Annotated in this window: 27 protein-coding genes and 1 tRNA gene; 20 read left to right on the top strand and 8 right to left on the bottom strand. The window is 69.5% G+C overall.

All coding sequences use genetic code 11. The annotated features are described in order from the left end of the window. The first annotated feature begins 182 nt into the window (after positions 1-182). Genes ssd through B9Y70_RS03470 form a run of 7 tightly spaced genes read left to right on the top strand, consistent with a single transcriptional unit; the run spans position 183 to position 4,459 of the window. Complete coding sequence (gene ssd, locus B9Y70_RS03500) at positions 183-1,253, top strand: septum site-determining protein Ssd (RefSeq protein ID WP_085548883.1); 1,071 nt, start codon at positions 183-185, stop codon at positions 1,251-1,253. Beyond that, complete coding sequence (locus tag B9Y70_RS03495) at positions 1,250-2,389, top strand: TadA family conjugal transfer-associated ATPase (RefSeq protein ID WP_085548882.1); 1,140 nt, start codon at positions 1,250-1,252, stop codon at positions 2,387-2,389. The genes ssd and B9Y70_RS03495 overlap by 4 nt, the downstream gene beginning before the upstream one ends. Beyond that, positions 2,386-3,150, top strand: coding sequence for a type II secretion system F family protein (locus B9Y70_RS03490; protein ID WP_085548881.1), 765 nt, complete (start codon positions 2,386-2,388; stop codon positions 3,148-3,150). Before B9Y70_RS03495 ends, B9Y70_RS03490 begins: the two co-directional genes overlap by 4 nt. Beyond that, the gene (locus tag B9Y70_RS03485) at positions 3,147-3,701 is read left to right on the top strand and encodes a type II secretion system F family protein (protein WP_240309122.1); all 555 of its coding nucleotides are present in this window, start codon (positions 3,147-3,149) and stop codon (positions 3,699-3,701) included. The genes B9Y70_RS03490 and B9Y70_RS03485 overlap by 4 nt, the downstream gene beginning before the upstream one ends. 10 nt (positions 3,702-3,711) lie before the next feature. Continuing rightward, on the top strand, positions 3,712-3,897 hold the full coding sequence (locus B9Y70_RS03480) for a DUF4244 domain-containing protein (RefSeq protein WP_085548880.1): 186 nt from the start codon (positions 3,712-3,714) through the stop codon (positions 3,895-3,897). Then, positions 3,894-4,166 (top strand): hypothetical protein, encoded by a 273-nt coding sequence (locus tag B9Y70_RS03475; protein ID WP_085548879.1) that lies wholly within the window; start codon positions 3,894-3,896, stop codon positions 4,164-4,166. Before B9Y70_RS03480 ends, B9Y70_RS03475 begins: the two co-directional genes overlap by 4 nt. Beyond that, a complete protein-coding gene (locus tag B9Y70_RS03470; protein ID WP_085548878.1) occupies positions 4,166-4,459 on the top strand; it encodes an Rv3654c family TadE-like protein in 294 nt (97 codons plus the stop codon). Before B9Y70_RS03475 ends, B9Y70_RS03470 begins: the two co-directional genes overlap by 1 nt. On the opposite strand, the gene B9Y70_RS03465 is transcribed toward B9Y70_RS03470, so the two are convergent. Further along, the gene (locus tag B9Y70_RS03465) at positions 4,434-6,815 is read right to left on the bottom strand and encodes a DEAD/DEAH box helicase (RefSeq protein ID WP_085548877.1); all 2,382 of its coding nucleotides are present in this window, start codon (positions 6,813-6,815) and stop codon (positions 4,434-4,436) included. The genes B9Y70_RS03470 and B9Y70_RS03465 overlap by 26 nt on opposite strands. 267 nt (positions 6,816-7,082) lie before the next feature. On the opposite strand from B9Y70_RS03465, the gene B9Y70_RS03460 reads away from it, so the two are divergent. Next, on the top strand, positions 7,083-7,286 hold the full coding sequence (locus B9Y70_RS03460) for a cold-shock protein (RefSeq protein ID WP_040084711.1): 204 nt from the start codon (positions 7,083-7,085) through the stop codon (positions 7,284-7,286). Positions 7,287-7,411: 125 nt separating this feature from the next. On the opposite strand, the gene B9Y70_RS03455 is transcribed toward B9Y70_RS03460, so the two are convergent. Next, a complete protein-coding gene (locus B9Y70_RS03455; protein WP_085548876.1) occupies positions 7,412-8,011 on the bottom strand; it encodes a DedA family protein in 600 nt (199 codons plus the stop codon). 198 nt (positions 8,012-8,209) lie between these two features. On the opposite strand from B9Y70_RS03455, the gene topA reads away from it, so the two are divergent. From topA to B9Y70_RS03440, 3 genes are read left to right on the top strand one after another with little or no spacing between them, the layout of a single operon-like run. Then, a complete protein-coding gene (gene topA, locus B9Y70_RS03450; RefSeq protein ID WP_085548875.1) occupies positions 8,210-11,197 on the top strand; it encodes a type I DNA topoisomerase in 2,988 nt (995 codons plus the stop codon). After that, positions 11,198-11,815: a lysoplasmalogenase family protein gene (locus B9Y70_RS03445; RefSeq protein WP_085548874.1), complete on the top strand. Its 618-nt coding sequence runs from the start codon at positions 11,198-11,200 to the stop codon at positions 11,813-11,815. Between the two features lie 14 nt (positions 11,816-11,829). After that, positions 11,830-12,555 carry a lysoplasmalogenase family protein gene (locus B9Y70_RS03440; RefSeq protein ID WP_085548873.1) on the top strand — a complete coding sequence of 242 codons (726 nt, stop codon included), beginning with the start codon at positions 11,830-11,832 and terminating at the stop codon, positions 12,553-12,555. A 2-nt stretch (positions 12,556-12,557) separates the two neighbouring features. On the opposite strand, the gene B9Y70_RS03435 is transcribed toward B9Y70_RS03440, so the two are convergent. The 3 genes from B9Y70_RS03435 to B9Y70_RS03425 all read right to left on the bottom strand — a co-directional run bounded on the left by B9Y70_RS03435 (position 12,558) and on the right by B9Y70_RS03425 (position 15,441). Beyond that, complete coding sequence (locus B9Y70_RS03435; protein WP_085548872.1) at positions 12,558-13,094, bottom strand: hypothetical protein; 537 nt, start codon at positions 13,092-13,094, stop codon at positions 12,558-12,560. A 153-nt stretch (positions 13,095-13,247) separates the two neighbouring features. Further along, the gene (locus B9Y70_RS03430) at positions 13,248-13,913 is read right to left on the bottom strand and encodes a YczE/YyaS/YitT family protein (RefSeq protein ID WP_205410406.1); all 666 of its coding nucleotides are present in this window, start codon (positions 13,911-13,913) and stop codon (positions 13,248-13,250) included. A gap of 1 nt (position 13,914) precedes the next feature. Beyond that, positions 13,915-15,441 (bottom strand): adenylate/guanylate cyclase domain-containing protein, encoded by a 1,527-nt coding sequence (locus tag B9Y70_RS03425; protein WP_085548871.1) that lies wholly within the window; start codon positions 15,439-15,441, stop codon positions 13,915-13,917. 71 nt (positions 15,442-15,512) lie between these two features. Here B9Y70_RS03425 and B9Y70_RS03420 point away from each other — a divergent pair, with 71 nt between their 5' ends. From B9Y70_RS03420 to B9Y70_RS03390, 7 genes are all read left to right on the top strand, one after another. Continuing rightward, on the top strand, positions 15,513-16,724 hold the full coding sequence (locus B9Y70_RS03420; RefSeq protein ID WP_338025216.1) for a DNA polymerase III subunit delta': 1,212 nt from the start codon (positions 15,513-15,515) through the stop codon (positions 16,722-16,724). Between the two features lie 67 nt (positions 16,725-16,791). Beyond that, positions 16,792-16,867: transfer RNA gene (locus B9Y70_RS03415), tRNA-Thr, on the top strand. Positions 16,868-17,295: 428 nt separating this feature from the next. Then, complete coding sequence (locus tag B9Y70_RS03410) at positions 17,296-18,192, top strand: transporter substrate-binding domain-containing protein (protein ID WP_085548869.1); 897 nt, start codon at positions 17,296-17,298, stop codon at positions 18,190-18,192. An 81-nt stretch (positions 18,193-18,273) separates the two neighbouring features. Further along, entirely contained in the window at positions 18,274-19,086 is an 813-nt protein-coding gene (locus B9Y70_RS03405) for an amino acid ABC transporter permease (protein ID WP_420838426.1), read from the top strand. Between the two features lie 110 nt (positions 19,087-19,196). Beyond that, positions 19,197-19,802: an amino acid ABC transporter permease gene (locus B9Y70_RS03400; protein ID WP_240309136.1), complete on the top strand. Its 606-nt coding sequence runs from the start codon at positions 19,197-19,199 to the stop codon at positions 19,800-19,802. A 34-nt stretch (positions 19,803-19,836) separates the two neighbouring features. After that, positions 19,837-20,604, top strand: a complete 768-nt coding sequence (ehuA, locus tag B9Y70_RS03395; RefSeq protein WP_085548866.1) for an ectoine/hydroxyectoine ABC transporter ATP-binding protein EhuA — start codon at positions 19,837-19,839, stop codon at positions 20,602-20,604. Positions 20,605-20,624: 20 nt separating this feature from the next. After that, a complete protein-coding gene (locus B9Y70_RS03390) occupies positions 20,625-21,050 on the top strand; it encodes a rhodanese-like domain-containing protein (RefSeq protein ID WP_085548865.1) in 426 nt (141 codons plus the stop codon). Positions 21,051-21,260: 210 nt separating this feature from the next. Here B9Y70_RS03390 and B9Y70_RS03385 read toward each other — a convergent pair whose 3' ends face one another. After that, positions 21,261-22,910, bottom strand: coding sequence for an AMP-binding protein (locus B9Y70_RS03385; RefSeq protein WP_085548864.1), 1,650 nt, complete (start codon positions 22,908-22,910; stop codon positions 21,261-21,263). A gap of 217 nt (positions 22,911-23,127) precedes the next feature. On the opposite strand from B9Y70_RS03385, the gene B9Y70_RS03380 reads away from it, so the two are divergent. Both B9Y70_RS03380 and B9Y70_RS03375 read left to right on the top strand, forming a co-directional pair. Next, positions 23,128-23,997 carry a GDSL-type esterase/lipase family protein gene (locus tag B9Y70_RS03380; protein WP_085548863.1) on the top strand — a complete coding sequence of 290 codons (870 nt, stop codon included), beginning with the start codon at positions 23,128-23,130 and terminating at the stop codon, positions 23,995-23,997. 75 nt (positions 23,998-24,072) lie between these two features. Continuing rightward, positions 24,073-25,011 carry an NAD-dependent epimerase/dehydratase family protein gene (locus B9Y70_RS03375; protein ID WP_085548862.1) on the top strand — a complete coding sequence of 313 codons (939 nt, stop codon included), beginning with the start codon at positions 24,073-24,075 and terminating at the stop codon, positions 25,009-25,011. Positions 25,012-25,058: 47 nt separating this feature from the next. Here B9Y70_RS03375 and B9Y70_RS03370 read toward each other — a convergent pair whose 3' ends face one another. Beyond that, positions 25,059-25,433 carry a DUF2304 domain-containing protein gene (locus B9Y70_RS03370; protein WP_084602700.1) on the bottom strand — a complete coding sequence of 125 codons (375 nt, stop codon included), beginning with the start codon at positions 25,431-25,433 and terminating at the stop codon, positions 25,059-25,061. Further along, complete coding sequence (locus B9Y70_RS03365) at positions 25,430-26,140, bottom strand: glycosyltransferase family 2 protein (RefSeq protein ID WP_085548861.1); 711 nt, start codon at positions 26,138-26,140, stop codon at positions 25,430-25,432. The genes B9Y70_RS03370 and B9Y70_RS03365 overlap by 4 nt, the downstream gene beginning before the upstream one ends. Between the last annotated feature and the right edge of the window lie 128 nt (positions 26,141-26,268).

Genomic DNA, 26,268 nt, shown 5'->3' with positions numbered 1-26,268 from the left:
GCGCGGGCCGTCCCTTATTTCTCCCCCGGGCGCCGTCAGTGTGACATGCCCACCGGCGCGCGACCACTCGGTGGCGGTGGTTATCCACAGAACGATGATGATCCGTCATCAGTCACCCAAGTTATCCACAGGCCGGGCGTCGTCCTCTTGTCCGGGGCCACGGCTCAGGCGATGGTGGGGCCATGACCAGCACCTTCATCCTCGTCGCCGTGAGTGATCCCGTCATCCACCCGGAGGCCACCCACGTGGCGGCGGCCACCGGCCACGACGTCATCGACACCATCGACCCCCGCGAGATCACCCGCCTGCTGCCCCGCGCGCACGCCGTGCTCGTCGACGCCGACACCGCCCGCCACGTCGCCACCCTCGACCGGCGGCCCGGCATCCACTTCCTCGCCGCCGACCCCGGGCCGGTCGACTGGCAGACCGCCCTGCAGGCCCACGCCGAGGACGCCTGGGTGCTGCCCGCCCAGGCCCCGGACCTGCTCGCGGCGGTGGGACACAGCCGGGTGCCCGCGACGCCGGGACCCGCCCCGGGCTCCCCGGGTGTCCTCCTCGCCGTCTGCGGGGCGGCCGGCGGGGCCGGGGCGTCGACTCTCGCCGCCGCCATGGCCCGGGTCGCCGCCGGCGCGCACCCGGTCACGCTCATCGACGCCGACGACCGCTCCGGTGGACTCGATCTGCTGCTCGGGCTCGAGGAGACCCCGGGGATCCGCTGGCCGGAACTCCGGTTGGGGGAGGGCACGGTGGACGGGGCGGATCTCCGGGCGGCCCTGCCGACCACCTCCGACGGCATCGCCTGCCTGTCCGCCGCCCGCAGCACCATCGCCGACCCCTTCCGCCTCACCCCGGGCCTGGTCGGGCCGGTGCTCGAGGCACTCCGGGCCGCCCCCGGGGTGACCATCATCGACATGCCCGGCGGCGGGGAGGTGGCGGACGCCGTCGCCGACGCCTGTCGGCACGTGGCGATCGTCGTCCCGGCCGAGGTGCGGCCCGCCGCCGCGGCCGCCGGACTCGTCGCGCGCTTCACCGCCCGGCGCTGCACCGTCGCCGGGGTGGTGCGGCACCGCCACTGGTCGGGCCTGGGCACCGGGGACCTGGAGAAGATCACCCACTGCGACATGATCACGCCCCTGGGCAACGTCCCCCGTCTGTCCCGCACCGTCGAGCTCGGGGGCCTGCCGGACCGCCTCCCCGGACAGCTGTCCGCCACCGCCCGCCTCGTGCTGGAGCACGCCGGGGTGACGCTGTGAACGACCTCTTCGAGAAGGTGCAGCGCCGCCTCGTCGACTCCCCCGCCGGCGCGGACGCGGCCGACATCGTCCGTCTCATCCGGGAGGAGGCCGGGGTCATCTCCGACGTCGACGTCCTCGACCTGCTGCGTCGGCTCCGCCACGACTCCACCGGCGTCGGCCCCCTCGAGCCCGTGCTCTCCACCGAGGGCATCACCGACATCGTGGTCAACGGGCCCGACGAGGTGTGGTTCGACCGGGGTCGCGGACTGGAACGCGCGGACGTGAGTTTCGGCGACGACGCCGCAGTCCGCCAGTTGGCCACCCGCCTCGCCACCTCCTGCGGGCGACGTCTCGACGACGCGCAGCCCTTCGCCGACGGCCGCCTCACCCGCGACGACGGCTCCATCATCCGCCTCCACGCCCTGCTGGCCCCGCCGTCCGCCCGGCACACCTGCCTCAGTCTGAGGGTTCTCCGTCAGGCCACCACCACCCTCGACGAGCTGGTCGCCCGCGGCACCGTGAGCGAGGAGATCGCTGCCGTGCTGCGTGGCCTCGTGCGCTGCCGCCGGGCCTTCCTCGTCGTCGGCGGCACCGGCACGGGGAAGACCACCCTGCTCGCCGCGCTGCTGGCCGAGGTGGGCCCGCAGGAACGCATCCTGTGCATCGAGGACACCGCCGAACTCCAGCCCCGGCACCCGCACGTGCTCAACCTGGTGGCGCGCGGCCGCAACGTTGAGGGTTCGGGGGAGATCACCATGGCCGACCTGCTCCGGCAGGCGCTGCGCATGCGCCCCGACCGCATCATCGTCGGGGAGATCCGCGGGGCGGAGGTCGTCGACCTGCTCGCCGCACTCAACACCGGCCATGAGGGTGGCGCCGGCACCATCCACGCCAACGCCCTCGCCGAGGTCCCCGCCCGCATGGAGGCCCTGGCCGCCCTCGGCGGGATGACCCGCACCGCGCTGCACTCCCAGCTGGCGGCGGCGATGGACGTGGTCGTCGTCATGCGCCGCGGCAGCGACGGCCGCCGCCGGGTCCACCAGATCGGCCTGCTGCGCGGCAACCCGGTGGAGGCCCACCCCGTGTGGGACGCCGACCACGGCGCGCTGCCCGGTTTCGCCGAGCTGCAGGCGGAGGTGACCGCGTCCACATGACCCCGCTCCTGCTGCTCGCCGCCCACCTGGCCCTGCCCGCCCCGTCGCCGTCCGGCCGCCTGCATGCCGTGGCACCCGACGCCCGCCTGCTCGGACTCCCCGTCCTCGGGGCCGGGGCCGTGCTGTTCATCCTGCTGGGCAGCGCCTCGGGCACCGTCGCCCTGCTCCTCGTGCTGGGCACCGCCGCGTGGGTCGGCCGGGACATGCGGGAGCGGGGGAGGAGGCGGCGTCGAGAAGCACACACCGCCGCCTTCCTCGGACTCCTCGACGGCGAACTGCGCGCCGGGCACACCATGTCCATGGCCGTCGATCACGCGGCGGGGAACCTGCCCGCCGACACCCCCACCGAGCTGGCGACCACCCTCAACCAGGTGCGCACCCGGGTCGGCCGCGGGTTGTCCGGGGCGGCCGTGCTGCTCGACGGCCCCGCCGAACTGGCACCCCTCGGCACCCTGTGGTCCCTGTCGGAACGCCACGGGCTGCCGCTCGCGCCGTTGGTGGAGCAGGCCCGCCTGCGTCTCGACGCCCGCCTCCGCCACCGCGCCGCCACCACCGCCACGCTGCAGGGACCGCAGGCCACCGCCGTCATCCTCACCCTCCTGCCGCTGGCCGGCGTGGGCATGGGCACCGCGATGGGGGCCGACCCCGTCGGGTTCCTCACCGGCGGCGGGCTCGGCGGGATCCTGCTGGTCACGGGCACCACCCTGGCCGCCGGCGGTTTCCTCTGGTCCCGCCACATCATCGGGAGGGCCGCCCCGTGACGCTGCTGATCCTCGCCGCCGTGCTCCTCCTGCCGCCCCCGCAGCTCATCCTGCGCCTGCGTGACCTCGGACCGAAGACCCCGCGCGACGGCCCGCGCCGCCGCGGGGACCCGGACCTGCTCGCCGTGGCCGCCGACATCGACCTCTACGCCGCCTGCCTGCAGGCCGGGCTCACCCCGGCGGCAGCCGCAGCCGCCCTCGTCGACGCCGGGGCCGATACGGGCAGCCGGGGCGCGTGGCGCACCATCGCGGCGCTGCTCGCCATCGGGGTGCCCGCCCGGCGCGCCTGGGCGGAGGCCGCCGACCTCCCCGGACTCCGGGACCTGGCCGGCCCGGCCGCCCTGTCGGGGCGCTCCGGCGCAGCCCTGTCCACCGCCGCCGGCCGCATCGCCGCCACCCTGCGCGACGACGCCGCCGCCCGGGCCACCGCCCGGGCCGAACGCGCGGGAGTGCTCATCGCGCTGCCGCTCACCCTCTGTTTCCTGCCCGCCTTCCTCATCCTGGGCCTGGCCCCCGTGGTCATCAGCCTGGGCACCCAACTACTCACCTAGGAGAAACACCATGACCCTCATCAACCACCTCACCACCACCCTCCGCGACGACAAGGGCATGTCGACGGTGGAGTACGCCATGGGCTCGCTCGCCGCGGCCGCCCTCGCCGCCGTGCTCTACGGCGTCATCAACGCCCCCGCGGTCGTCTCCGCCATCGAGGGGATCATCACCGACGCCCTCTCCTCCGCCCCGTGACCACGATCGAGACGGCGCTCGGCATCGGCAGCCTCGTCACGGTGTGCGGCCTCATCGTGGCGGGCATCGCGACGATGTCCGCGCACCTGGTGGCCGTCGACACCGCCGGGGCGGCGGCCCGCGCGTACGCCATCGGCGCGGACTTCACCCCACCCCGGGGCGACGTGGCCGTGAGCGAGTCCTCCGGACTGGCCACCGCCGTGGCGAGCGTGCCCTCCCCGCTGGGACCGCGCCGCCACGCGGCCGTCTTCCCGGTCGAGGTGCCCTGATGCCCACCATCGTCACCGCCGGCGCGGCGGCCGCACTTCTCAGCCTGTGCCTCGTGGTCATCGGGGTGGCCGGCCAGGTCGAAGCCCACCACCGGGCGCGGGTGGCCGCGGACCTCGCGGCCGTGGCGGGGGCCTTCGCCGTCTACCGCGGGGAGGACGGCTGCGTCGCAGCCACGCAGGTGGCGGGGCACAACGGGGCGTCGATAAGCACCTGCCGCGTGGCGGGGGCGGATCTCACCGTCACCGTTGACGTGCGCGGAAGGGAGGTCAGGGCGACGGCGGGCCCGGTGTAGCGCCCGTCATGGTCACCAGCGCGCCGAGCAGCTTCAGCGCGCCGGCCTTGTCCAGCGGATTGTTCCCGTTGCCGCACTTCGGTGACTGCACGCACGAGGGGCAGCCGGACTCGCAGCCGCAGGAGCGCACGGCGTCGAAGGTGGCCTCGATCCACTCCGGGAAGCGGGCGAAACCCTCGTCTGCGAAACCCGCGCCGCCGGGGTGGCCGTCGTAGACGAACACCGTCGGCAGCATCGTGTCCGGGTGCAGTGCCGTGGAGACCCCGCCGATGTCCCAGCGGTCGCACGTGGCGATGAGCGGCAGCAGCCCGATCGCCGCGTGCTCCGCCGCATGCAGCGTGCCCGGGGTGTCCCCCGCGGTGACCCCCATCGCGTCGAGCGCCAGCGGGTCGATCGTGTACGCCACCGCGCGGGTGACCAGGGTCTGCTCCGGCATGTCCAGCGGCACGTGGTCGGCGGTGGTGCCGTCGGGCAGCTTGACGATGTACCCCGTCACCCGGTCCGTCACCTCCACCTCGACGTTGGCCACCCACAGGCCGGGGGAGTAGTTCACCAGCTCGTCCGGCCCCGGGCGGCCGAGGATGCGGATGTCCGTCTCCGAGCGGGCGATCGTCGAGTACTCGGGCGTCTCCGGGCGGGCGAGGGCGATGCGGTCGTCGAAGTCGAGGTCGTCGATGACGAAGCTCTCCCCCTGGTGCAGGTAGACGGCGCCGGGGTGGACCTGTGCGGCGGCGCGGGCGGCGTCGATGGTGCCCAGCAGCCGCCCGTCGGTGACGTCGACGATGAGCACCTCCTCCCCGCTGCCGCCGCGCAGCTGCACGGCGGCGTGGGCGGTGTCGGGGGTGAGCGGGGCGTCGATGAGCGGGGCGGGGAACCAGCCGCGCGGGCGACGGCGCAGCAGCCCGGCATCGGTGAGCTCCGCGACGACCTCGTGCGCACCGAGGGCGTCGACGTCGGCCTCCGTGAGAGGCTTCTCGACGGCCGCGCAGTACACGTGACCCCGCAGCACATAAGGGTTGCGCGGGTTGAACACCGCGCGTTCCACCGGCCGGCCCAGCAGGGCCTCGGGATGGTGGACGAGGTAGGTGTCCATCGGCTCGTCCCGGGCGACGAGCACCACCACCGAGCCCTGGCCCCGGCGTCCGGCCCGGCCCGCCTGCTGCCAGAAACTGGCGACGGTGCCGGGGAAGCCTGCGGTGACGACGGCGTCGAGGCCCCCGACGTCGATGCCCAGCTCGAGGGCGTTGGTCGTGGCGACGCCGAGCAGGGTGCCGTCGTCAAGCTGCTGTTCCAGGCGGCGGCGGTCCTCCGCCAGGTAGCCGGCCCGGTAGGCGGCGATGCGGCGCCCGAAGTCCGGCCGCCCCAGGGAGGACAGCTCCTCCATCGTGCGGAGGGCGACGAGCTCGGCGGAACGGCGGGACCGGACGAACGTCAGGGTGCGCGCGCCCTCGGCGACGAAGGTGGCCATGATGCCGGCGGCCTCGGTGGCCGCGGCCCGGCGCACCGGCGCGCCGTTCTCCCCCTCCACGCCGTCGAGGAACCCGGGCTCCCACAACAGCACCGTCCGCGCGCCGGTGGGGGCACCGTCCTCGGTGACCGCCGTGACGGGGCGACCGAGCAGGTTCGCGGCGTGCGCGGCCGGGTCATTGGCCGTGGCGGAGGCGAGGATGACCGTCGGCGCGGACCCGTAGTGCTCCGCGATGCGCAGCAACCGCCGCAGCGCCAGGGCGACGTGCGCGCCGAAGACGCCGCGGTAGGTGTGGCACTCGTCGACGACGATGTAGCGCAGACGGCGCAGCAGACGGGCCCAGCGCTGGTGGTGCGCCAATAACGAGACATGGAGCATGTCCGGATTGGTGAACACGAAACGCGAGGTGTCCCGTATTCCGCTGCGCGCCTCGGTGGGGGTGTCACCGTCGTAGGGGGCGGGGTGGACGGTGTTCAGGCCCCCGATCGAGCGGGTCAGTGCGCTGACGGCCTGCAGCTGGTCGGACCCCAGTGCCTTCGTCGGCGTGAGGTAGAGGGCGCAGGCGGTGGGGTCGGCTGCCAGGTCGCTGAGAATCGGGAGGAGGTATCCCAGCGATTTCCCCGACGAGGTTCCCGTGGAGACGACCACATCCTCACCCTCGTGGGCCCGGTTCGCGGTCTGCGCCTGATGGGTAAACAGCGAGCTGATGCCGTGGTCCTCCAGATACCCCCGCAGCCCCGGATGGACCCACTCCGGCCACGGCGCGTGCCGGGCCGGACGGGCATCCTGGACGGTGGAGTATGTGCAGGTGGAGGCGGAGAAACGACGGGTGATCGCGGCGGCCAGCTCGGCGCCGAGGTCACTGCCCGGCGAGGAGGGAGTCGTCATTGTGATCACCCCTGTATGTGGGAGAGCGCAGGGATATTTCCCGCCCTGAAATGTGGTTAGACTATCGCGCCGGGCTAATCCGTGACACACTGGGTGCCGGTCGCTGTTTCTGTGCGTTACGTTTACGTGCTCGCAAGGGATTTATACGCGAGCACCCGAATCACCGCTCCAACCTGGGGATGGTGGTCCATCGGGGGTTCGATACGACCCGGCCGTCGGCAGATGTCGGCGCCGTACCACCTCCACATCAAGAAATAGGTTTAAAACATGGCACAGGGAACTGTGAAGTGGTTCAACGCTGAGAAGGGCTTCGGCTTCATCGCTCCGGCCGATGGCTCCGCTGACGTCTTCGTCCACTACTCCGAGATCCAGGGCTCCGGCTTCCGTACCCTCGAGGAGAACCAGCAGGTCGAGTTCGAGATCGGTGAGGGCGCCAAGGGCCCGCAGGCTCAGGCTGTTCGCCCGCTCTAAGCCTCACACCGAGCACTTCAAGAAAACTGGCGGCCGCCCAGGCTGAGTGAAAGTTTTCTCGCAGGACCGTCCACCCGTGACACGGGAGGGCGGTCGTTGTTGTTTCCGGGGTCGGTGCGGACTGCTTATCGACGCCCCGCCCACCGCGCCTGCAGCCGCTGAATAGCCACGCCCACCAGGCCGCCGACGGCGATGCCGACGATGACGCCCAGCAGCGGGTAGTCGGAGAAGTACCAGCCGCCCGCGTACCCGATGAGCACGGCGAGCAGGGCCCACAGCACCACGCCGATCGTGTCGTAGAGGAAGAACCACCGCCAGGGGTAACGGACGGAACCGAGCATGATCGTCATGAACCACCGGGCCCAGGGGATGAACCGGGCGATGATGATCGTGGCGGCCGCGTTGCGGCGGATGTTCTCCCGCACCCACGCGATGGCCTGCCCGCGGGCGGAGTCCTCCGGGGTGCGTTCCACAATGCCGATGAGCCGGGTACCCGCCAGGTAACAGATGTTGTCGCCGATGACGGCGGCGGTGACCGCGACGAGGATGATCATCCCCAGGTCGGGCACCCCGCGCGCGCCGGACCAGCTGCCGGCCAGGGTGAGGACGGCCTCGCTGGGGATCGCGGGCACGAGGGAGTCGGCCACCACCAGGGCGGCGAGGACCGGGTAGAAGACGGGCAGGGTGAGCAGGGTCTCCACCCACGTGATGATCTGCTCGGTCATTGTCGACACGATAATGAAGGCCCGCCCGGTGGGGCAGGGGAGACGGCTGTGAGGTTCCTGCGAATGGGTCGGCCACAGGAGGGCCATTAAATACTGTGTAACGTGTTGTCAGGAACCGGGTCTGGGCTAAAGTCTCCCGGAAGGACTGTTTTGTCCGTCGAATCGTGTCATCCAGCAGACGAGAGGGAAGATTCCCTAGTGGCAGAAGCGAAGGGATCAGGGAAGAAGACCCTGGTCATTGTGGAGTCGTCGACCAAGGCGAAGAAGATCCAGCCTTACCTGGGCAACGACTACATTGTCGAGGCCTCGGTCGGACACATCCGTGACCTCCCGCGCGGTGCTGCTGACGTCCCCACGAAGTACAAGAAGGAACCGTGGGCGCGACTCGGCGTGGACACGGAGAACGGCTTCACGCCGCTCTACGTCGTCAGCCCCGACAAGAAGAAGAAGGTCGCCGACCTCAAGGCGAAGCTGAAGCAGTGCGACGAGCTGCTGCTCGCGACAGACCCCGACCGCGAGGGTGAGGCCATCGCGTGGCACCTGCTCGAGGTGCTCAAGCCGACGGTGCCGGTGCGCCGCATGGTGTTCAACGAGATCACCAAGCCCGCCATCCTCGCCGCCGCGGAAAACACCCGTGAGCTCGATGAGAACCTCGTCGACGCGCAGGAGACCCGCCGTATCCTCGACCGTCTCTACGGCTACGAGGTGTCCCCGGTGCTGTGGAAGAAGGTTATGCCGCGACTGTCGGCGGGCCGCGTGCAGTCGGTGGCCACCCGCGTCATCGTCGAGCGTGAGCGCGAGCGCATGGCGTTCATCTCCGCTGAGTACTGGGACCTGTCCGCCGACCTCGACACGGGTAGGGACGGGGATGATCCGGAGAACCCGCGCACCTTCCAGGCGAAGCTGGCCACCATCGACGGTCAGCGTGTCGCCCAGGGCCGTGACTTCGATGACCGGGGCCGGCTCAAGGGTGAGGCGGTGGTCGTCGGTAAGCAGCAGGCGGAGGCTCTCGCCGAGGCGCTGCAGGGTGTCGACATGCAGGTGTCCGGGGTGGAGGAGAAGCCCTACACCCGCCGTCCGTACGCGCCGTTCATGACGTCGACCCTCCAGCAGGAGGCCGGCCGCAAGCTGCACTACACCTCGGACCGCACGATGCGTATCGCGCAGCGTCTGTACGAGAACGGCCACATCACCTACATGCGTACCGACTCGACCTCGCTGTCCGAGCAGGGCCTCACCGCCGCCCGCCAGCAGGCGAAGGAGCTCTACGGTGACGCCTTCGTCGCGGACTCGCCGCGCCGCTACGACCGTAAGTCGAAGAACTCGCAGGAGGCGCACGAGGCGATCCGCCCCGCCGGCGAGCGCTTCGCCACCCCCGGTGAGCTGCACGGACAGCTCGACGCGGAGGAGTTCAAGCTCTACGAGCTCATCTGGCAGCGCACCGTCGCCTCCCAGATGTCGGATGCGAAGGGTACCTCGATGAAGGTGACCATCGCCGGCACCGCCCGCACCGGTGAGCAGACCGAGTTCTCCGCGACCGGCCGCACCATCACCTTCCCCGGCTTCCTCCGCGCCTACGTGGAGACCACCCGTCTGGCCGACGGTCGAGATGTCGCCGACAACGCCGAGAAGCGCCTGCCCAACCTGTCGGAGGGTGACGCCCTCACCGCCACCGAGATCACTGCGGACGGTCACTCCACCAACCCGCCGGCCCGCTACACCGAGGCCAGCCTGGTGAAGAAGATGGAGGACCTGGGTATCGGTCGTCCGTCGACGTATGCGTCGATCATCAAGACGATCCAGGACCGTGGCTACGTCGTGCCGCGCGGCAACGCGCTCGTGCCCAGCTGGGTGGCGTTCGCCGTGGTCGGCCTGCTGGAGAACAACTTCACCCCGCTCGTCGACTACGACTTCACCTCCTCCATGGAGGATGAGCTGGACAACATCGCCGCCGGTGAGGAGGACGGCACCCACTGGCTGACCGGCTTCTACTTCGGTGACGCCGAGGCCGACGACAACACCGCGGAGTCCATCGCCCGCCACGGTGGCCTCAAGGCTCTGGTCGGCGAGAACCTCGAGCACATCGACGCCCGCGCGGTGAACTCCCTCCACCTCTTCGACGACGAGGAGGGGCGGGCCGTGTTCGTCCGCGTCGGACGCTACGGCCCCTACATCGAGCGCAAGGTCGGCGAGACCGCCGAGGGGGAGCCGGAGTACCAGCGCGCCAACCTCCCGGAGTCGACCACCCCGGACGAGCTCAACCTGGAGCTCGCGGAGAAGCTCTTCGCCACCCCGCAGGGCGGCCGTGAGCTGGGGGTCAACCCGGCCAACGGGCGCATGATCGTGGCGAAGGAGGGCCGTTACGGCCCGTATGTCACCGAGATCGTGCGTGACGACGAACGCGCCACCGCCGAGGCCGCCGCCGAGGACATCGTGGCGCAGGAGCGTGCCGAGGAGGACGCCCAGCGCGCCGCCGACGGCATGCGCGCCAAGAACTGGGGCACCAAGACCGCGGCGGCGCAGAAGGAGAAGCGCATCAACGCCCTGGTCGAGGAGAACCTCAAGCCGGGCACCGCCTCGCTGTTCAGCTCGATGGAGCCCGCCAGCGTCACCCTCGAGGAGGCGCTCAAGCTGCTCAGCCTGCCGCGTGAGGTGGGCGTCGACCCCGCCGACAACGAGGTCATCACGGCCCAGAACGGCCGCTACGGCCCGTACCTGAAGAAGGGCAGCGACTCCCGTTCCCTGGCCAGCGAGGACCAGATCTTCTCCATCACCCTCGACGAGGCGCGGCGCATCTACGCCGAGCCGAAGCGCCGTGGTCGCGCCGCCGCGCAGCCGCCGCTGAAGATGCTCGGCGACAACGACGTCTCCGGCAAGCCGATGTCCGTCAAGGACGGTCGCTTCGGCCCGTACGTCACAGACGGCACCACCAACGCCTCGCTGCGCAAGGGTGACAGCCCGGAGACCATCACCGACGCGCGCGCCAACGAGCTGCTCTCGGAGCGTCGCGCCAAGGAGGCCGCCGACGGCGGGTCCCCGGCGAAGAAGACCACCAAGAAGACCACCAAGAAGTCGGCGAAGAAGACGGCGAAGAAGACGGCCAAGAAGACCACCAAGAAGACCACCCGCAAGGCCCCGTCCCCGGGCACGAAGCGCGTGGTCAAGGCCGGTAACCGCAAGAAGTAGATGTCCCGGATCCTGCGCGCGGCGTACTGGCTCGCCGGCGGAGCCTACGCCGCCTCGCGGGCGGTGGGGTCGCGCCGTCTGCTGCTCGCGTCCAAGCCGGCGGTGGTCCCGTTGCTTCTCGACGCCCCCCTCGCCGCCCCCTTCCCGGAGCGGGAGGTGGGCCTGGTCGGTCTGGCCGGTGGCTGGGCCGGGGACGTGGTGTTGCTGCGGGAGAACAGCCTGCCGCAGGGGGCGGCGGCGTTCGCCGTCAATCAGGCGGCCTACCAGTGGCTGCTGTGGCGGCGCGGAGCCCGCTTCCGGCCGGGGCCGGTGGCGCTGCGGGCGGTGCCGTTCGCGGCCGCCGCGTGGCTCGGTAGGAGACACCTGGGCCTGGTGCTGCTCTACGGCGGCATGGTGACCGCGACGGCGGCGCTGGCCGCGGACCCGCGGCTGCGCGGGCGGGGTCTGGCGGGTCTGGCTGTCGGTGGTGATCTCTTCCTCCTCTCGGACTCACTGATCCTCGTGCGGATGCTGCTGCCGTCCCGTGATTCCGGGCTGGCGCGGGGTCTGGATGTGGCGGTGGCGGGCACCTACGTCACGGCGCAGCGGCTGATCGTCGACGGGTTGTTCCGCCGCTGACTACGCTGGAACCCATGACTTCCCCCGCCACCTCTCCCGTGAATGAACTGGTCACCCGCACCCGCGAGGGCGTCGACGCGCTGCGTGACTCCCTGCTCGCCTCCTTCCAGGAACCGGAGCGCATCGCCTACCTGGCGGCCGGTGAGCTGAGCATCTGGTCGCGCCTGTTCGGGTGGGAGAAGCCCGCTGCGGTGGCGATCTCGGCCACCATGCCGCCGCTGGCCGGAACCGTGGCCCGCCACGACGCCTCCCCGGTGCTGCTCGCGGGCCTGGCCGGCGGGTGGGTCGGCGATCTGGCCAAGCTGCGCAAGCCGGACCACACCCCGGTGATGGGCATGTTCGGCATCGCCGCCCAGCACGCCGCCTACTCCGCGAAGCTCTACGACCGGGGTGCCCGCCCCTCCCCGGCGCGTGTGGGGCTGCGGGCCGCCGCCTGGGCCACCGGCCTGGGGCTGGCGACGTGGCGGAAGAAGTCGCTCATCGCGCCGTCCGCGCTGGCCGGCGTGTTCGTCGCCGCCACCTCCACCCTGGCCGATGACCGCTCCCTGCAGGACGGCACCACCGTGCGCCAGGGACTCGGGCACGGCGGCAATCTGCTGCTCGTCGCGGAGGGCATCGCCCTGCTGCGCGAGACCGTCCTCACCGGTGATTCCCTTGGCCACCGGGCCCTGGACGCCGGCATGCGGGCCTCGCACGTCATCGGCAACATGCTGCTCGTCGACGGGCTGACGCGGGAGTAGCCTCACGCGGCCTGCACGGCGGCCGGCGGCCCGAAGACCACGCAGTGACCGATGAGGGCCTGCCGCGAGTATCCGGGGATGACCGCCGACTGCAGCCGGTACTCCGCCGCGGACAGCTCCGTGGCCAGGCGCGCCTCGTCCGCCGGGACCTCGGGTGGCCAGAAACCGAAGAGTGCGCCGCCGCGTTCCTGGATGCGGCAGGCTCCGTCGTCGTGCCAGTCGTCGGTCGCCTGGTCGACGAACTCCCCGAAATGGTGGCGGCACAAGGCACCGTGGATCCCCACCTGGGTGAGTGTCCCCTCGCGCAGCCGGACGATGCCGCTGAGGTAGCGACGGCCGTCGGCCCCGGAGGCGCAGCTGACCACGTCGCCGGAGACGAGCCCCAGGTCGAGGGCGTCGCCGAGCAGCTGGAAGGAATCCCCGCTGCGGCGGGCACGCAGGGTGCGGACGCGGGGTGGGGAGGTGGCGTCGGTCAGGGGGAGAGGGCGAACGGTGACGGTGGTCGTGGGTGGGGTGGTCCGCTTCTGTTTCTTGGCCATGCCCCCACTTTCGCAGCACTGTTCGAGGGGGTCCAGGCCCCGTGGTGTGGCCTGTGGATAACTCGCCCGAAGGGTGATGTGTCAGCGAAAATCTGTGGATAAACCCCGGAAAGTGCGCAGTTGCGCACTGCGCGGGCGTCGATAGGCAAGGGATCAGCGGCGGAAACGCTCCAGCGGCGGGCCGAGCACCGGCTGCAGCCGTTTGACGCAGATGCCGATGAGCAGTGCCGCAGCGACCGTGCCCTCGCGCACACCCACCACCTGGCCGGCGAACGCCAGACCCAGCACCACGGCGGAGAGCACGAGCGCGACGTCGAAGGCGATCTTGACGTAGCCGAAGACGAAGAGGCGACGCTCGCCGAACACGCGCGCCAGCTCGGTCGCGATGGTGAGCACCGTGGCCTCACCGGCCAGCATGATGGACCGCGCCGCGATCTGGAAGACGATGCCCACCGCGAGCACGACGATCGCCAGAAGAACCAGCACCCACTGCTGCCAGTACGCCGTGTGGCCCACCCACGACGTGGCCCACAGCGCGATGTCGTTGAGCACGCCGAACACCAGCAGCACCGGCAGCTGGAGCAGCTGGATCGGGCGGAAACGGCGCCTCAGCAGAAGAAACTGCAGGAACACGAGGCCGGAATTCACCAGGATCGTCGCCGTCCCCAGACTCAGCGCGGAGATGAGGCTGAGGACGTACGGGAGGGAGGAGATGGTCGTGGTACCCAGGTCGGAACGCACCGACAGGGCGATGCCGAACGACATGACGGTGAGCCCGGTCAGCAGGAGAAGCAGCCGCCGGGGAGCAAGGATCTCCACCTCAGGACCGGTCCGCCATGGTGGGTCGGATGGGGCGGGCCAGCTGGGTCATTTCCCGCCGCCCACGCAGCTCCACCGACTTCATGACGGTCCACCGCGCCTGCTCGGCCTCGTTGGCGCCGCGCAGGGTGGCGGCGTTGGTGAGCACCCGGCCGTCAGTGTCCTTGGCCAGCTCGGTGAGGCGGGCGGCCGAGTTCACGGCGTCGCCGATGACGGTGTACTCGAAGCGGTCGGAACCGCCGATGTGACCGGCGACGACGTGCCCGGCGGCCACCCCGATGCCGGCCTGCAGGGCCATGCCCTTGAGCTCCTGACGCAGCTCGCGGGCAGCGGTGAGCGCGTGGGAGGTGGAGTCGGGCAGGGAGATCGGGGCACCGAAGACGGCGAGCGCGGCGTCACCCTGGAACTTGTTGATGATGCCCTTGTTGCGGTGCACCACCTCGACGACGTGCTCGAAGAACTGGTTGAGCGCCTCGACGACCTCCTCCGGAGTGTGGTTGACCGCGAAGGTGGTCGAGCCGATGACGTCGACGAACAGGACGGCGACCTTGCGGTCCTCACCGCCCAGGGTGGGACGCTCCTCCAGGGCGCGCTTGGCCACCTCGGCGCCGACGTAGCGGCCGAAGATGTCACGCACGCGCTGACGCTCCTTGAGGCCGCGCATCATCTCGTTGAAACCGGCCTGCAGGACACCCATCTCGGAGCCGTCGTAGATGTCGACCTGCACGTTCGTGTCACCACGACGCACCCGGTTGATCGCCTCCTGCAGCTCCAGGACGGGGTCAACGACGCTCATGATGGCGAACGTCGTCCCCACGAAACCGGTGACCAGCGCCGTCAGTGACAGGGCGACGATGCCCGGGATGAGCTCGCCCGCGTTGCCCATGAAGAACCCGGCCCGCTGCCCCAGGGCCAGCAGCAGGATGCCCAGGACGGGCAGGGCGGTGGTCATGATCCACGTCAGGCGCAGACGCTGCGTGATCGGCGGCTCCAGCGTCGAATCCTCGAAGCGCCGCGCCAGGGCGGACGCCGCCACCGGTCGCACCAGACGCTCCGCCAGCAGGTAGGTGATGAGCACCACCACCATGCCTGCCAGGGCCGTCGCCAGGCCGATGACCAGCGCCAACCGCCCGCTTGCCGACGCCGCCGTCACCACCGCGATCGCAATACCGATCACCCACACCGCCGCGCACACCACCGCCTGATAGACGGGCAGCCGCATGACGAGGTTGCGCACCATGTTGGGGTCATGGTCATCCGGGTGCCGCTGCCACTCCAACACCGGCCGGAACAGGAACAGTGTGGCCACCACGCCGACGATCACCGCGAACGCGAGGTACGTCAGGCCGATGACCTCCAGGTGCGGGACCTCCGAGGTGAAGCTGCGGACCTCCGGCATGGGCACGAGGAAACGGATGAACGCCATGATCGCCAGGGCACCGATGAGGTTCGCCGCGAGCACCAGTGCGGCATACAGGGGCCACGACGTGCCCCACAGCCACTTGAACGCCCGCAACAGTCGACTCATGGTTCACTACTTTAACCCCCTCGGCCCTCCCGCGGGGGCACCGCATGGCCAGGGTGAATAGGGTGGGTGAGGTGAACAGCGTTGCCGAGCGGCTCTCCGACACCCCGACCGTCCGGGACACCGTCCTGGGTGCCGCCACGGCGGCCCGGGCCTTCGCCCGCGGGGAGGCCGCCGACCTCGGCAGCGCCATGGCACACGCCTGGATCCTCACCGGCCCGCCCGGGTCCGGCCGCTCCGTCGCCGCCCTCGCCTTCGCCGCCGCCCTCCAGTGCTCCGATCCCGGGGAGGTGGGGTGCGGGCGCTGCCAGGACTGCCGGGACGTGCTCGCCGACGCCCACACCGACGTCCTCCACATCGTCCCCGCCGGCCTGTCCATCGGCATCGAGGAGATGCGCGACATGCGCAGCGAGGCGTCGAAACTGCCCACCGTCGCCGATTGGCGCGTCATCATCATCGAGGACGCCGACCGTCTCACCGGCCCCGCCGCGGACGCCATCCTCAAGGTGGTCGAGGAGCCGCCGGAGCGCACCGTCATTCTCATGTGCGCCCCGTCGATCGACCCGGAGGACTTCTCCCCGACGTTGCGCTCCCGCTGCCGCCACCTCTACGTCCCCTACCCGTCGGTGGACAAGATCGTCGCCCTGCTTATCGACGACACCGGTGCGTCCCCCGCCGACGCCCGCCTCGCCGCCGTCGCCTCCGGGCGGCACATCGGGCGTGCCCGCCGCCTCGTCACCGACCCGGAGGCGCAGAAGCGCCGCGCCTCCGCCCTCAACCTCGCCGAGATGGTCTTCCACCGCGACGAGGCCTTCAAGGCGGCGACCGCGTTCCTCAAGAGCGTCGACAAGCAGGTCAAGGAGATGAGCGACGACGAGGACGCCACCGAACTGGCCACCCTCGAACGCTCCCTCGGCAAGGGCGGACGCGGCAAGGGCACCCAGAAGGCCATGGACGGCTCCGCCGGTGCCCTCTCCGAACTGGAGAAAGCCCAGAAGACCCGCCGCAACCGCCGCAAGCGCGACTTCATCGACCTCGCCCTCGTCGATCTCGCCGGCCTCTACCGCGACGCCCTCATGCTCTCCACGGGTGCCGACGTCGGCCTCACCCACCCCGACTTCGAGGGCCTCGCCCGCGAACTCGCCGACAAGGTCAGCGAACCCGGCCTCGTCGAATGCCTCGACGCCGTCACCACCGCCCGCGAACACATCACCGTCAACGTCACCCCCACCATCGCCATCGACGGCATGCTCGGCCGCATCCGCCTCGCCTCCCAGGTGTCCTGACCTCTGATTTCTCCGCGTGATCGGCGTGCGCTAAAATGACGCATCGGTGCTGTTTGCGCTGCACCACGCCGCCTTAGCTCAGTCGGTAGAGCATCTCACTCGTAATGAGAAGGTCGCGAGTTCGATTCTCGCAGGCGGCTCCACGACACCCACCTCCCTCCCCGGGGAAGTGGGTTTTTCCGTGCCGCTGATCCCTCATGTTGGGGAGACGGGGAGACTGTGACCATTCTGTTGCCATGGGGCCGGGCGGATGCTTCCCGGGGCGACTGTTCGGGTGGGGAACTCACCTGGGGCGGAACTGTCCGATTTCTGCGACGGCGCATGTCACCGGGGGTAAAACGCGCCGGTAGGGAGCGGGGACCGTCGTGCCGGAAGGGTGGGGGAAGGGCGCCCGCTACGGGGCCGGTCCGCGAGCCGGCCTCGGGCCCGGGGGCCGAAAACCGGTTGAGGCTGCCCTTTATGTGTGTCACGGTGGAAGAGTTCCCGGACCTGTCACGGGTCTGGAAAATTTCTGGGAATTCGCTTTGATCTGCGTCTTCCAGTTGCCCGCCACCGAGATGAGGAAACCGGAATGTTTGCACGGACCAAGAAGACCATGACCACCGCCGCCGTCGGCGCCGCCACTCTCCTGGTGCTCAGCGCCTGTGGAGACACCGGTAACGGGAACGGGGACGGCGACGGGGGAGAGACCTTCACCATCGGCATCGCCGGTGAGGTGCCGTACTCCTTCCTCAGCGATTCCGGCGATCCCGAGGGCGCCACCGTCGCCTTGGCCGAGCGCATCTTCGGCGAGGAGATGGGCTACGAGGTCGAGGCCGATCTCGTCGACTGGGACAACCTCATCCCGGGCCTGCAGGCCGAGCGTTTCGACGCGATCTCCGCCGGCATGTCGATCACCCCGGACCGCTGCTCCGAGGCAGCGTTCGCAGAGCCCGAGATCATGTACACCACCGCTCTGGTGGTTGCGGAGGGCAACCCGTACGACGTGCACACCCTCGACGATGTCCAGGCGGCCAGGGACGCCGGCGAGGACATCACCCTCGCGGTCCTCACCGCCGGCATCGAGGCCAACTACTCCACCGAGATGGGCCTGGAGTACATGGGCGTCGGCAGCGCCGACGAGGGCATCGAGATGGTCGAGGGCGGCCGCGCCGACGCGTTCGCCATGACCGCGATCTCCCTCAACCAGATGGCCGCCGACAACCCCAACGTCGAGGTCACCGAGGGCTTCGTGCAGGAGATCGACGGCGTCAAGCAGTACGGTGCCGGTTCGACCGTCTTCCGTCTCGACGACGAGGAGACCCTCGACGAGTACAACACCCACCTCGCCGAGCTGAAGGAGTCCGGTGAGCTGCTGGACATCCTCAGCGAGCACGGCTTCACCGAGGCCGAGATCCCGCCGCTCGAGATGACCGCTGCGGACCTGTGCGCCGGCGACCTGGAGGCGCTCCAGGACATCGAGAACTAGCCCCCACGCTGACCGCCGTCAGCCAGGCCTGCGGTCCCCGCAGATCTTCGCCGACGGCGCCCCGACCGTCTGGAAGCCCTCGTGGACAACCTTGAACAATTTCTCTCCCGGGCCCCGTTGCTGTGGGAGGGAATGTGGCTGACCATCCAACTGACGGCGCTGAGTGGAATTCTCGCATTCGTCATCGCCATCATTCTCGGCATCGCCGGCGGCAGCTCGAAGCGCCTCATCCGGTACCCGGCGCGCGCCGTCGTCGAGTTCTTCCGCGGTACCTCTCTGCTGGTGCAGCTGTTCTGGCTCTACTACGTCCTGCCGCTGTTCGGCCCGCAGCTCGACGCCTTCACCGTCGGCGTCGCGGCGCTGAGCCTCAACTACGGCGCCTACGCGGCGGAGGCCGTACGAGCCTCCCTCACCTCCGTTCCACGGGGCCAGTGGGAGGCCACGACGGCGCTGTCGATGTCCTGGGCCCACAAGATGCGCCGCATCATCTTCCCCCAGGCATGGGCGCTCATGCTGCCCTCCCTGACGAACCTGTGGGTCCACCTGCTCAAGGCGAGCTCCATCGTCTACGTCGTGGGGCTCAGCGAGTTCACCTTCCAGCTCCAGCAGCTGCGCCGGGGAACCGACTGGTTCTTCGCGTTCGCCGTCGTCGGCCTCATCGGCTACTTCCTGTTCGCGCTGCTCATCACCTGGGGCATGCACCTGCTGGAGGTGCGCGCCAAGTTCCGGCTGGGCCGCGGACCGAGCCTGCGGGAGGTGCTCTCGTTGGAGCCCACCCTCCGTCCGGGCGCGCCGGACAAGGTCGGGGTGGGTGGCGCCGACGCCGGCGTCGATAAGCGGGGCGGTGACGCGGCCACCGTCGCCGTGGGCGGCGACCGGAAGGGAGAGCAATGATGACACTGACAGACAACCTCCTGCTTCTCGCGCAGGACGTCGACGCCCCGGACATCCGGGACCGCACCAGTTTCTGGCGGTGGGACTTCGCCTGGGAGGTCCTCCCGGAGATGCTCAAGGCCTTCGTGCAGGTGACGCTGCTGGTCACCGTCGTGGGCACCCTCATCGCGGCGGTCCTGGGGCTGATCATCGCCATCCTCATCCGCGTGCTGCCCCGGCCCCTCGCGGCGATCGTGCGGTGGATAGCCAACTTCATCCGGATGACGCCGCTGGTGGTCCAGCTGCTCCTCGTGTTCTACGGGATGGTGTGGTTGGATCCGCTGGTCATCGGCATCGCCGTGTTCGGCGTGCACTACGCCACCTACATGTCCGAGGTGTACCGCGCCGGTATCGAATCCGTCCCCAAGGGGCAGTGGGAGGCCATCACCGCCCTGTCGTTGTCCCCGCGCCGTGCCTGGATCCGCGTCATCATCCCGCAGGCCCTGCGGTCGACCGTCCCGGCACTCGGCAACTACGCCATCTCCATGTTCAAGGAGTCCCCGTTCCTCATCGCTATCTCGGTGATGGAGATGGTCAACACGGCCCTCGCGATCGGCGGTTTCACCTACCGTTACAACGAGGTGATCACCATCGCCGGAATCATCTTCCTGGCGGCCAGCTACCCCACGGCCCTGCTCGTGAACCGATTGGAGAAGAAGCTTGTCTACGCCCATTGATCCCGCCGGCACCCCGGTGAACAGCGAACCCCCGGTGATCGAGTTCCGTGACGTGGTCAAGTCCTTCGGTGACCACACGGTGCTCAAGGACCTCAACTTCAGCGTGAAGCGGGGCGAGAGGGTCACGCTCATCGGGCCGTCGGGTTCCGGCAAGACCACCATTCTGCGACTGGTGATGACCCTGGAGAAGCTCAGCGACGGCTACATCTTCATCGACGGCGAACCCCTCACCCACACCGAACGCAACGGAAAGCGGGTGCCGGTCAGCGCGAAGGAGCAGAAGCGCCTGCGGACGAAGATCGGCATGGTGTTCCAGCAGTTCAACCTCTTCCCCAACATGACGGTGCTGGAGAACATCATCGAGGCCCCCATCCACGTGCTGGGGATCCCCAAGCAGGAGGCCGTGGCCAAGGCGAAGGACCTGCTCGAGCAGGTCGGACTGCCCGACAAGGCGGACGCCCACCCCACCTCGCTGTCCGGCGGTCAGCAGCAGCGCGTGGCCATCGCCCGAGCGCTGGCCATGGACCCCGAGATCCTGCTTCTCGACGAGGTGACCTCCGCGCTGGATCCGGAGGTCGTGGTCGAAGTGCTGGGTATTCTCCGGAAGGTGGCGGAGACGACCGACGTGACCATGCTCATCGTCACCCACGAGATGTCCTTCGCCCGCGACGTCTCGCACCGGGTGATGATGCTCGACGGCGGCAAGATCGTCGAATCCTCCGACCCCGCGACCATCTTCACCGAGCCGAAGGAGGAGCGCACCCGCCAGTTCCTCTCCGCAGTGCTCAGCAGCGGACTCTGACGGGCGACTACGCTCGTGTCATGAACCACATCACCCGCCGCCCCGGTGACCCGCTGCCGGTTCCCGCCGCGGAACTCGTTGCCCGCGCGAATGCCCGCGTCCGTACGTTGAGTCTCGACGAGGCCGGAGAGCTTGTCGACGACCCGGGCCACCTCTTCGTCGACATCCGCGATCCCCGCGAGTGGGAGGCTAACGGCGTCATTCCGGGTGCTTTCCGGGCCCCGCGCGGGATGCTGGAGTTCTGGGTCGATCCGGAGAGCCCGTACTACAAGCCCGCGCTTGACGACGGCCGCACCCTCGTCCTCTACTGCGGTTCCGCGTGGCGTTCCGCGCTGTCGACGGCGGCGCTGCACGATATGGGCCGCACCGACGTCGCCCACCTGGAGGGCGGGTTCAGCGCCTGGGCCAGGGCGGGCCTGCCGACGGAGGAATACCGGGCGTCGTAATTACGATCGTCGTATTTACGACCATAAGCGCCGCGCAACGTCAGAAGCGACCTGGCACTATAGGGGTCTGCTTATGGTTTGGCTGGTCGTAATTACGAGCGCCGCCCTTCCGCCCGGCCGCCGATCGGTGGCCGGGGTCAAGGTGATGTCGACCTCCCGCACACTAGGCTCCGGTGCGGACACGGCCTCCCCGGGAGCAGAACACCTGCGCTACCCCTCCAGTCCGGGCAGGAAGCGGGGCATGACCTTGCCCGTGGGGTTGCGGGGGAGTTCGTCCAGGAAGTGGACGTCGCGGGGGATGGAGTGCTCGGCGAGGTTGTCGCGGACGAAGTCGCGGACGTCGTCCTCGGTGAGCGACTGCCCGGCCTCGCTGTCGTCGCGGACGATCCACGAGGCGACGCGGCGGAAGGTGTCCGGATCCGCGACGCCGTGGGAGTAGACCTCGCTGATGCCGGGCATGGCGTCGAGGATCTCGTCGACGGAGGCCGGGTGGACGTTCTCGCCGCCGACGATGATCATGTCGTCGATACGCCCGAGGACGCGGAGGTGGCCCTCGTCGTCGATGAAGCCGAGGTCGCCGATGCGGACCAGGTCGCCGGACTTGTCCAGGGGGATGTCGGGGTTGGTGTAGCCGGTGAGCGTGGTGGAGTTGCGCAGGTGGATCTGGCCGACGGTGCCCTGGGGGACCTCATTGCCGTCCTCGTCGAGGATCTTGAGGTCGGTGCCCAGGGCGACCGGGCCGGAGGTGGTCGGGTCGGCGGCAAGTTCCTCGGCGGAGGCCACGGAGGCCAGTGTCAACTCGGTGGAGCCGTAGACGTTGCACAGGATCGGGCCGAAGCGTTCGATGGTGTGCTCGACGAGGGTGGGGGTGAGGGCGTGGCCGGAGGAGACGATGAACTCGAGCTGCGAGGTGTCGTAGCGCTCGTTGTCCTCGACCTCGAGGATCTGCTTGAGGAAGATCGGGGAGGTGACCATCGCCTCGAGCTGGTGGGTGTCGATGTCGCGGAGGACCTGCTCGGCGTCGAAGATGCGGTGGCAGACGACCGTGGCGCGGGCGGCGAGGGCGATGTTGATCGCGCTCCAGCCCCAGGTGTGGAAGATGGAGGCGTGCATCTGGACGCGGATGTTCGCCCGCCACGGCACCTTCTTCAGCATGCCGGCGAGCACGAGCGGCAGCTTCGGCTCGGGGCGCATGACGCCCTTGGGGATGCCGGTGGTGCCGGACGACATGAGCACGATCGGGCCGTGCTTCGGCAGCACCGGCAGGGAGATGTCCTCGGTGACCCAGGGGCGTTCGACGATGTCGCGCAGGGTGATGTGCGCGGAGTGCTCGCGGGTCTGGTGGCCGATGATGACGTGGACGCCCTGCTTCTCGACGACCGCCGGGTCCAGGCGGTCGATGAACTCATCGTCGATGACCAGGACGTTGATGCCGTTCTCCTCGATGCAGCCGGTGAGCTGCTCGGGGGAGGAGGCGACGTTGAGGAGGTAGATGCCGGCGCCGACGTAGCCCTTGGCCGCCAGCGGGTAGATGATGCCGCGGCCGTTGCGGGCCATGACGCCGAGGCGGATGTCGTCGAGGCCCAGGCCGGCGATGTGGCGGGCGAGGGTCTGGGAGTTCTCGCGGAGCTGGCGGTAGGTGATCTCGCCCTCGTCGTCGATGACGGCGACGCGGTGCGGGGTGGCCAGGTTGCCCTGCTCGACCTCGCGGGCGGTGGTGAACCAGTAGCGGCCCAGTGCCGCTCCCTGGCCGAGTCCGCCGCGGGAACTGAGGATGCCGGTGCGCAGCACGGCGGGGGCGAACTCCCCGAGGGCGCGGGCGGTGATGGCGGGGTAACGGAATCGGGCGGCAAGGGACACGGTGGACGGACTCCTTCGGCTGGGTTCTGTACCACCATAGTTTCACACGGCTAAGAACATTCCCGGATGGCGTGACGTTTCCATCACAGACGGCTAAAGTACTCCGTGATCGTTCCGTGATCTACCAGAGTGGCTGAAGTGGTTATTGTGACAAAACCGCCTCGGTGGGACAAACTGGTAGTCACGTAACCCGGCACCACAGGACCGTAAGGACCCCATGCTCAACCTCACCCTGACCACCCGCCGCCTCTGGGTGGCTCTGGCCTCGCTGATCATGCTCACCGGCGTCGTGTCCGTCGCTGCCCCCGGCGCCGACGCGCAGCAGCGCAACCTCGTCGTCTTCGGCGACTCCATCATCGCGGACACCCCCACCCCGGAGTACCTGGTCAACCGCATCGGCTCCGCCAGCTCCAACTCCTCGCTGAGCTCCGGCTCCTCCGACGGCAGCAGCTTCCAGCAGTGCCCGACCTCGCAGAACAACTACGGCATCCGCGCCGGCCACAAGCTGGGCCTGCCCGCCTGGGACTACTCCTGTGCCGGCACCACCGCCATCTCCCCGGGCCCGCAGTTCTCCGGTCAGGTCGACCGCGCCCTCGGCGACGGCGCGCTGACCCCGGCCACCGCCCGCGTCATCATCACCACCGGGTTCAACGACACCTACAACAACGGCAACCTCAGCGAGGGTGACATCCGCGCCCGCTTCGTCGGTGCCATGCGCCCGCAGATCGACCGCATCCGTGCCGCCGCCCCGAACGCACGCATCCAGATCGTCGGTTACTCCACCATCACCGACCACGACCACGTGTGCCTCGTCCACCTGGGCGGCAACATCCACGACCGCACCTACGCCCCGCAGGTCGGCTACTGGGAGCGCCTGTCCCAGGGCATGCTCAGCGATCTGGCGCACTCCACCGGCACCCAGTTCATCGACATGAAGCCCTCCACCCGGGACCGCGGCATGTGCGCCCCGGATCACCTGCGCAGCTGGGCCGGCCTCATCGACTTCCACGCCGGCCCGGGCAACATGCCCATCCACATGACCGACCGCGGCCACGAGCACGTCGCGAACGTCATCGCCGCCTCCTGACCCGGCGCACACCGACCCCGTCCGTTCCGGGCGGGGTCGCACTGATTCCACAGGGGGAGGCGTTACAGTGTCGGTATGCACACTCTCGTCACCGGCGGTGCCGGTTTCATCGGCTCGCACCTGGTAGATCTGCTCATCGACGACGGCCATGACGTCGTCGTCGTCGACAACCTCTCCCATGGCCGCCCGGAGAACCTCGCGCAGGCGCAGGAGAGCGGGAAGCTGACCTTCCTCGAGGCGGATGTGCTGGAGGTGGACTTCGACGCCCTCGTCGAGAAGCACCGCCCCGAGGTGATCTTCCACCTGGCCGCGCAGATCGACGTCCGCGAGTCCGTCGCCGACCCGCTGCACGACGCCGAGACGAACATCCTCGCCACCATCCGGCTGGCGGACGCCGCGCGCCGTCACGGGGTGCGCAAGATCGTCCACACCTCCTCCGGCGGCTCCATCTACGGCACGCCCGAGGAGTTCCCCGTCGACGAGTCCGTGCCGGTCGACCCGCACTCCCCGTACGCGGCCAGCAAGTACGCCGGCGAGGTGTACCTCAACACCTTCCGCCACCTCTACGAACTCGACTGCTCGCACATCGCCCCCGCGAACGTCTACGGCCCGCGCCAGGACCCGCACGGGGAGGCCGGCGTCGTCGCCATCTTCGCCCAGCGTCTCCTGGCCGGTGAGTCGACCCGCGTGTTCGGCGACGGCGGCAACACCCGCGACTACGTCTTCGTCGGTGACGTCGTCCGCGCCTTCTACCTGGCGTCGGGGGAGAAGGGCTCCGGGATGCGCTTCAACATCGGCACCTCCGTGGAGACCTCCGACCGGCAGCTGCACTCCCTCGTGGCCGAGGCCGCCGGCGCCCCGGACAACCCGGAGTACGCGCCCGCCCGCCTCGGCGACGTGCCGCGTTCCGCGCTGTCCTACGAACGGGCCCGCGAGGTCCTCGGCTGGGAGCCGTTGACCCCCATCGAGGAGGGCGTGGCCCAGACCGTGGAGTACTTCCGCTCCCGGGCTTGATCGGGCGCGATCGCGTAAACCCGCGATCGGTGGTGAGAGGGACCGGGCTATCGCGCAGCACGGTCCTCATCGGCCCCCGACACTGCCGGAAGTACCACGGTCTGCAGTGCCACCGCCCGGGCGAGGCGGGCGTAGCGCAGCTCCTGCTCGCGGAAGCGGATCCACGTGGACAACGTGGTGAACAGAAACGCGACCACCACCACATAGAGAAGCAGGTCCGTGCCGCGGTCCACACCGACGAAGTTGGCGAGGACGGTCAGGTCGTCCGGGCGCAGGACGGCCCACACGGCGGCGACGATGAAGAGGACGAAACCGAGTTTCACCCCGGCTTTGGCGCGGGCCTTGCGTCGGCGGGACAGGAAGTACACGACCAGCATGAAGGTGGCCAGCAGCAGCAGGATCTGGAAGAGGATGATGGTCACGGGAGCCTCCTGGCCAGAAGTCCGTCGGCGAGGATGTTCACGCCGTTGATGAGCGACTGGCCCTTGCTCATCGAGTATTCGGTGTAGAGGATGTCGACGGGTTCCTCGGCCACCCGCCATTTCTGCTCGGCGATCATAGAGACCAGCTCCGAAGCATGTGACATACCGTTCATCCGGATGTTCATCTCGTCGGCGACTTTCTTATTGAACACGCGCAGTCCGTTGTGGGCATCGGTGAGACCCAGTTTACGGGTCGTGGGGGAGAGCAGGACTACGGTCTTGAGCACCACTCGTTTGATCCAGGGCACCTGATCGCCCTCGGCGCGCGGGCGGCCGAAGCGGGTGCCCACGATGATGTCCACGGGTTCTTCCCGTAGGCGGGCGATCATCCGCACGACGTCCTTGACCTGGTGCTGGCCGTCGGCGTCGAAGGTGACAAAGTACTGTGCACCGGGCTGGCTGCGGGCGTACTCCACCCCTGTCTGTATGCTGGCGCCCTGCCCCAGGTTAACGGGGTGATTGACCAAGTGAGCGCCGGCTGTGTGGATCTCCTGGGCCGAGTTGTCGGCGGAACCGTCGTTGACGGCGACGATGTTGGGAAAAGTCTCGCGGGCGTGGCTGAGGACCTCCCGGATCACGGTGGCTTCGTTGTAGCAGGGGACGATTAGCCACGTGTCCGAGAAATCAGGGGGAATTGTGACATCCATGATGGGGCTGAGCCTAGTGCAGTCCCGGGGAAAAGGAGTGCAGGCACCCGGGGCGACCCTGGAGCAGGGTGGGCGGGGTGCCGAGTTACCTCGGCCCGGTGTACCGGCGACGGTATGCTACCTGGAGA

The sequence above is a fragment of the Corynebacterium pollutisoli genome (assembly GCF_900177745.1).
Taxonomy (GTDB): Bacteria; Actinomycetota; Actinomycetes; order Mycobacteriales; family Mycobacteriaceae; genus Corynebacterium; species Corynebacterium pollutisoli.
This window is presented reverse-complemented; position numbering and strand designations above follow the sequence as displayed.

Bases quoted from the DNA above. Each gene is read 5' to 3' on its own strand.
- B9Y70_RS03410 (WP_085548869.1), top strand. From the start codon at position 17,296: ATGTTTGCACGGACCAAGAAGACCATGACCACCGCCGCCGTCGGCGCC.
- B9Y70_RS03480 (WP_085548880.1), top strand. From the start codon at position 3,712: ATGACCCTCATCAACCACCTCACCACCACCCTCCGCGACGACAAGGGC.
- B9Y70_RS03400 (WP_240309136.1), top strand. From the start codon at position 19,197: ATGCTCAAGGCCTTCGTGCAGGTGACGCTGCTGGTCACCGTCGTGGGC.
- B9Y70_RS03440 (WP_085548873.1), top strand. From the start codon at position 11,830: ATGACTTCCCCCGCCACCTCTCCCGTGAATGAACTGGTCACCCGCACC.
- B9Y70_RS03445 (WP_085548874.1), top strand. From the start codon at position 11,198: ATGTCCCGGATCCTGCGCGCGGCGTACTGGCTCGCCGGCGGAGCCTAC.
- B9Y70_RS03425 (WP_085548871.1), bottom strand. From the start codon at position 15,441: ATGAGTCGACTGTTGCGGGCGTTCAAGTGGCTGTGGGGCACGTCGTGG.
- B9Y70_RS03460 (WP_040084711.1), top strand. From the start codon at position 7,083: ATGGCACAGGGAACTGTGAAGTGGTTCAACGCTGAGAAGGGCTTCGGC.
- B9Y70_RS03435 (WP_085548872.1), bottom strand. From the start codon at position 13,094: ATGGCCAAGAAACAGAAGCGGACCACCCCACCCACGACCACCGTCACC.
- ssd (WP_085548883.1), top strand. From the start codon at position 183: ATGACCAGCACCTTCATCCTCGTCGCCGTGAGTGATCCCGTCATCCAC.
- B9Y70_RS03490 (WP_085548881.1), top strand. From the start codon at position 2,386: ATGACCCCGCTCCTGCTGCTCGCCGCCCACCTGGCCCTGCCCGCCCCG.
- B9Y70_RS03380 (WP_085548863.1), top strand. From the start codon at position 23,128: ATGCTCAACCTCACCCTGACCACCCGCCGCCTCTGGGTGGCTCTGGCC.
- B9Y70_RS03465 (WP_085548877.1), bottom strand. From the start codon at position 6,815: ATGACGACTCCCTCCTCGCCGGGCAGTGACCTCGGCGCCGAGCTGGCC.
- B9Y70_RS03455 (WP_085548876.1), bottom strand. From the start codon at position 8,011: ATGACCGAGCAGATCATCACGTGGGTGGAGACCCTGCTCACCCTGCCC.
- B9Y70_RS03470 (WP_085548878.1), top strand. From the start codon at position 4,166: ATGCCCACCATCGTCACCGCCGGCGCGGCGGCCGCACTTCTCAGCCTG.
- B9Y70_RS03390 (WP_085548865.1), top strand. From the start codon at position 20,625: ATGAACCACATCACCCGCCGCCCCGGTGACCCGCTGCCGGTTCCCGCC.
- B9Y70_RS03375 (WP_085548862.1), top strand. From the start codon at position 24,073: ATGCACACTCTCGTCACCGGCGGTGCCGGTTTCATCGGCTCGCACCTG.
- B9Y70_RS03365 (WP_085548861.1), bottom strand. From the start codon at position 26,140: ATGGATGTCACAATTCCCCCTGATTTCTCGGACACGTGGCTAATCGTC.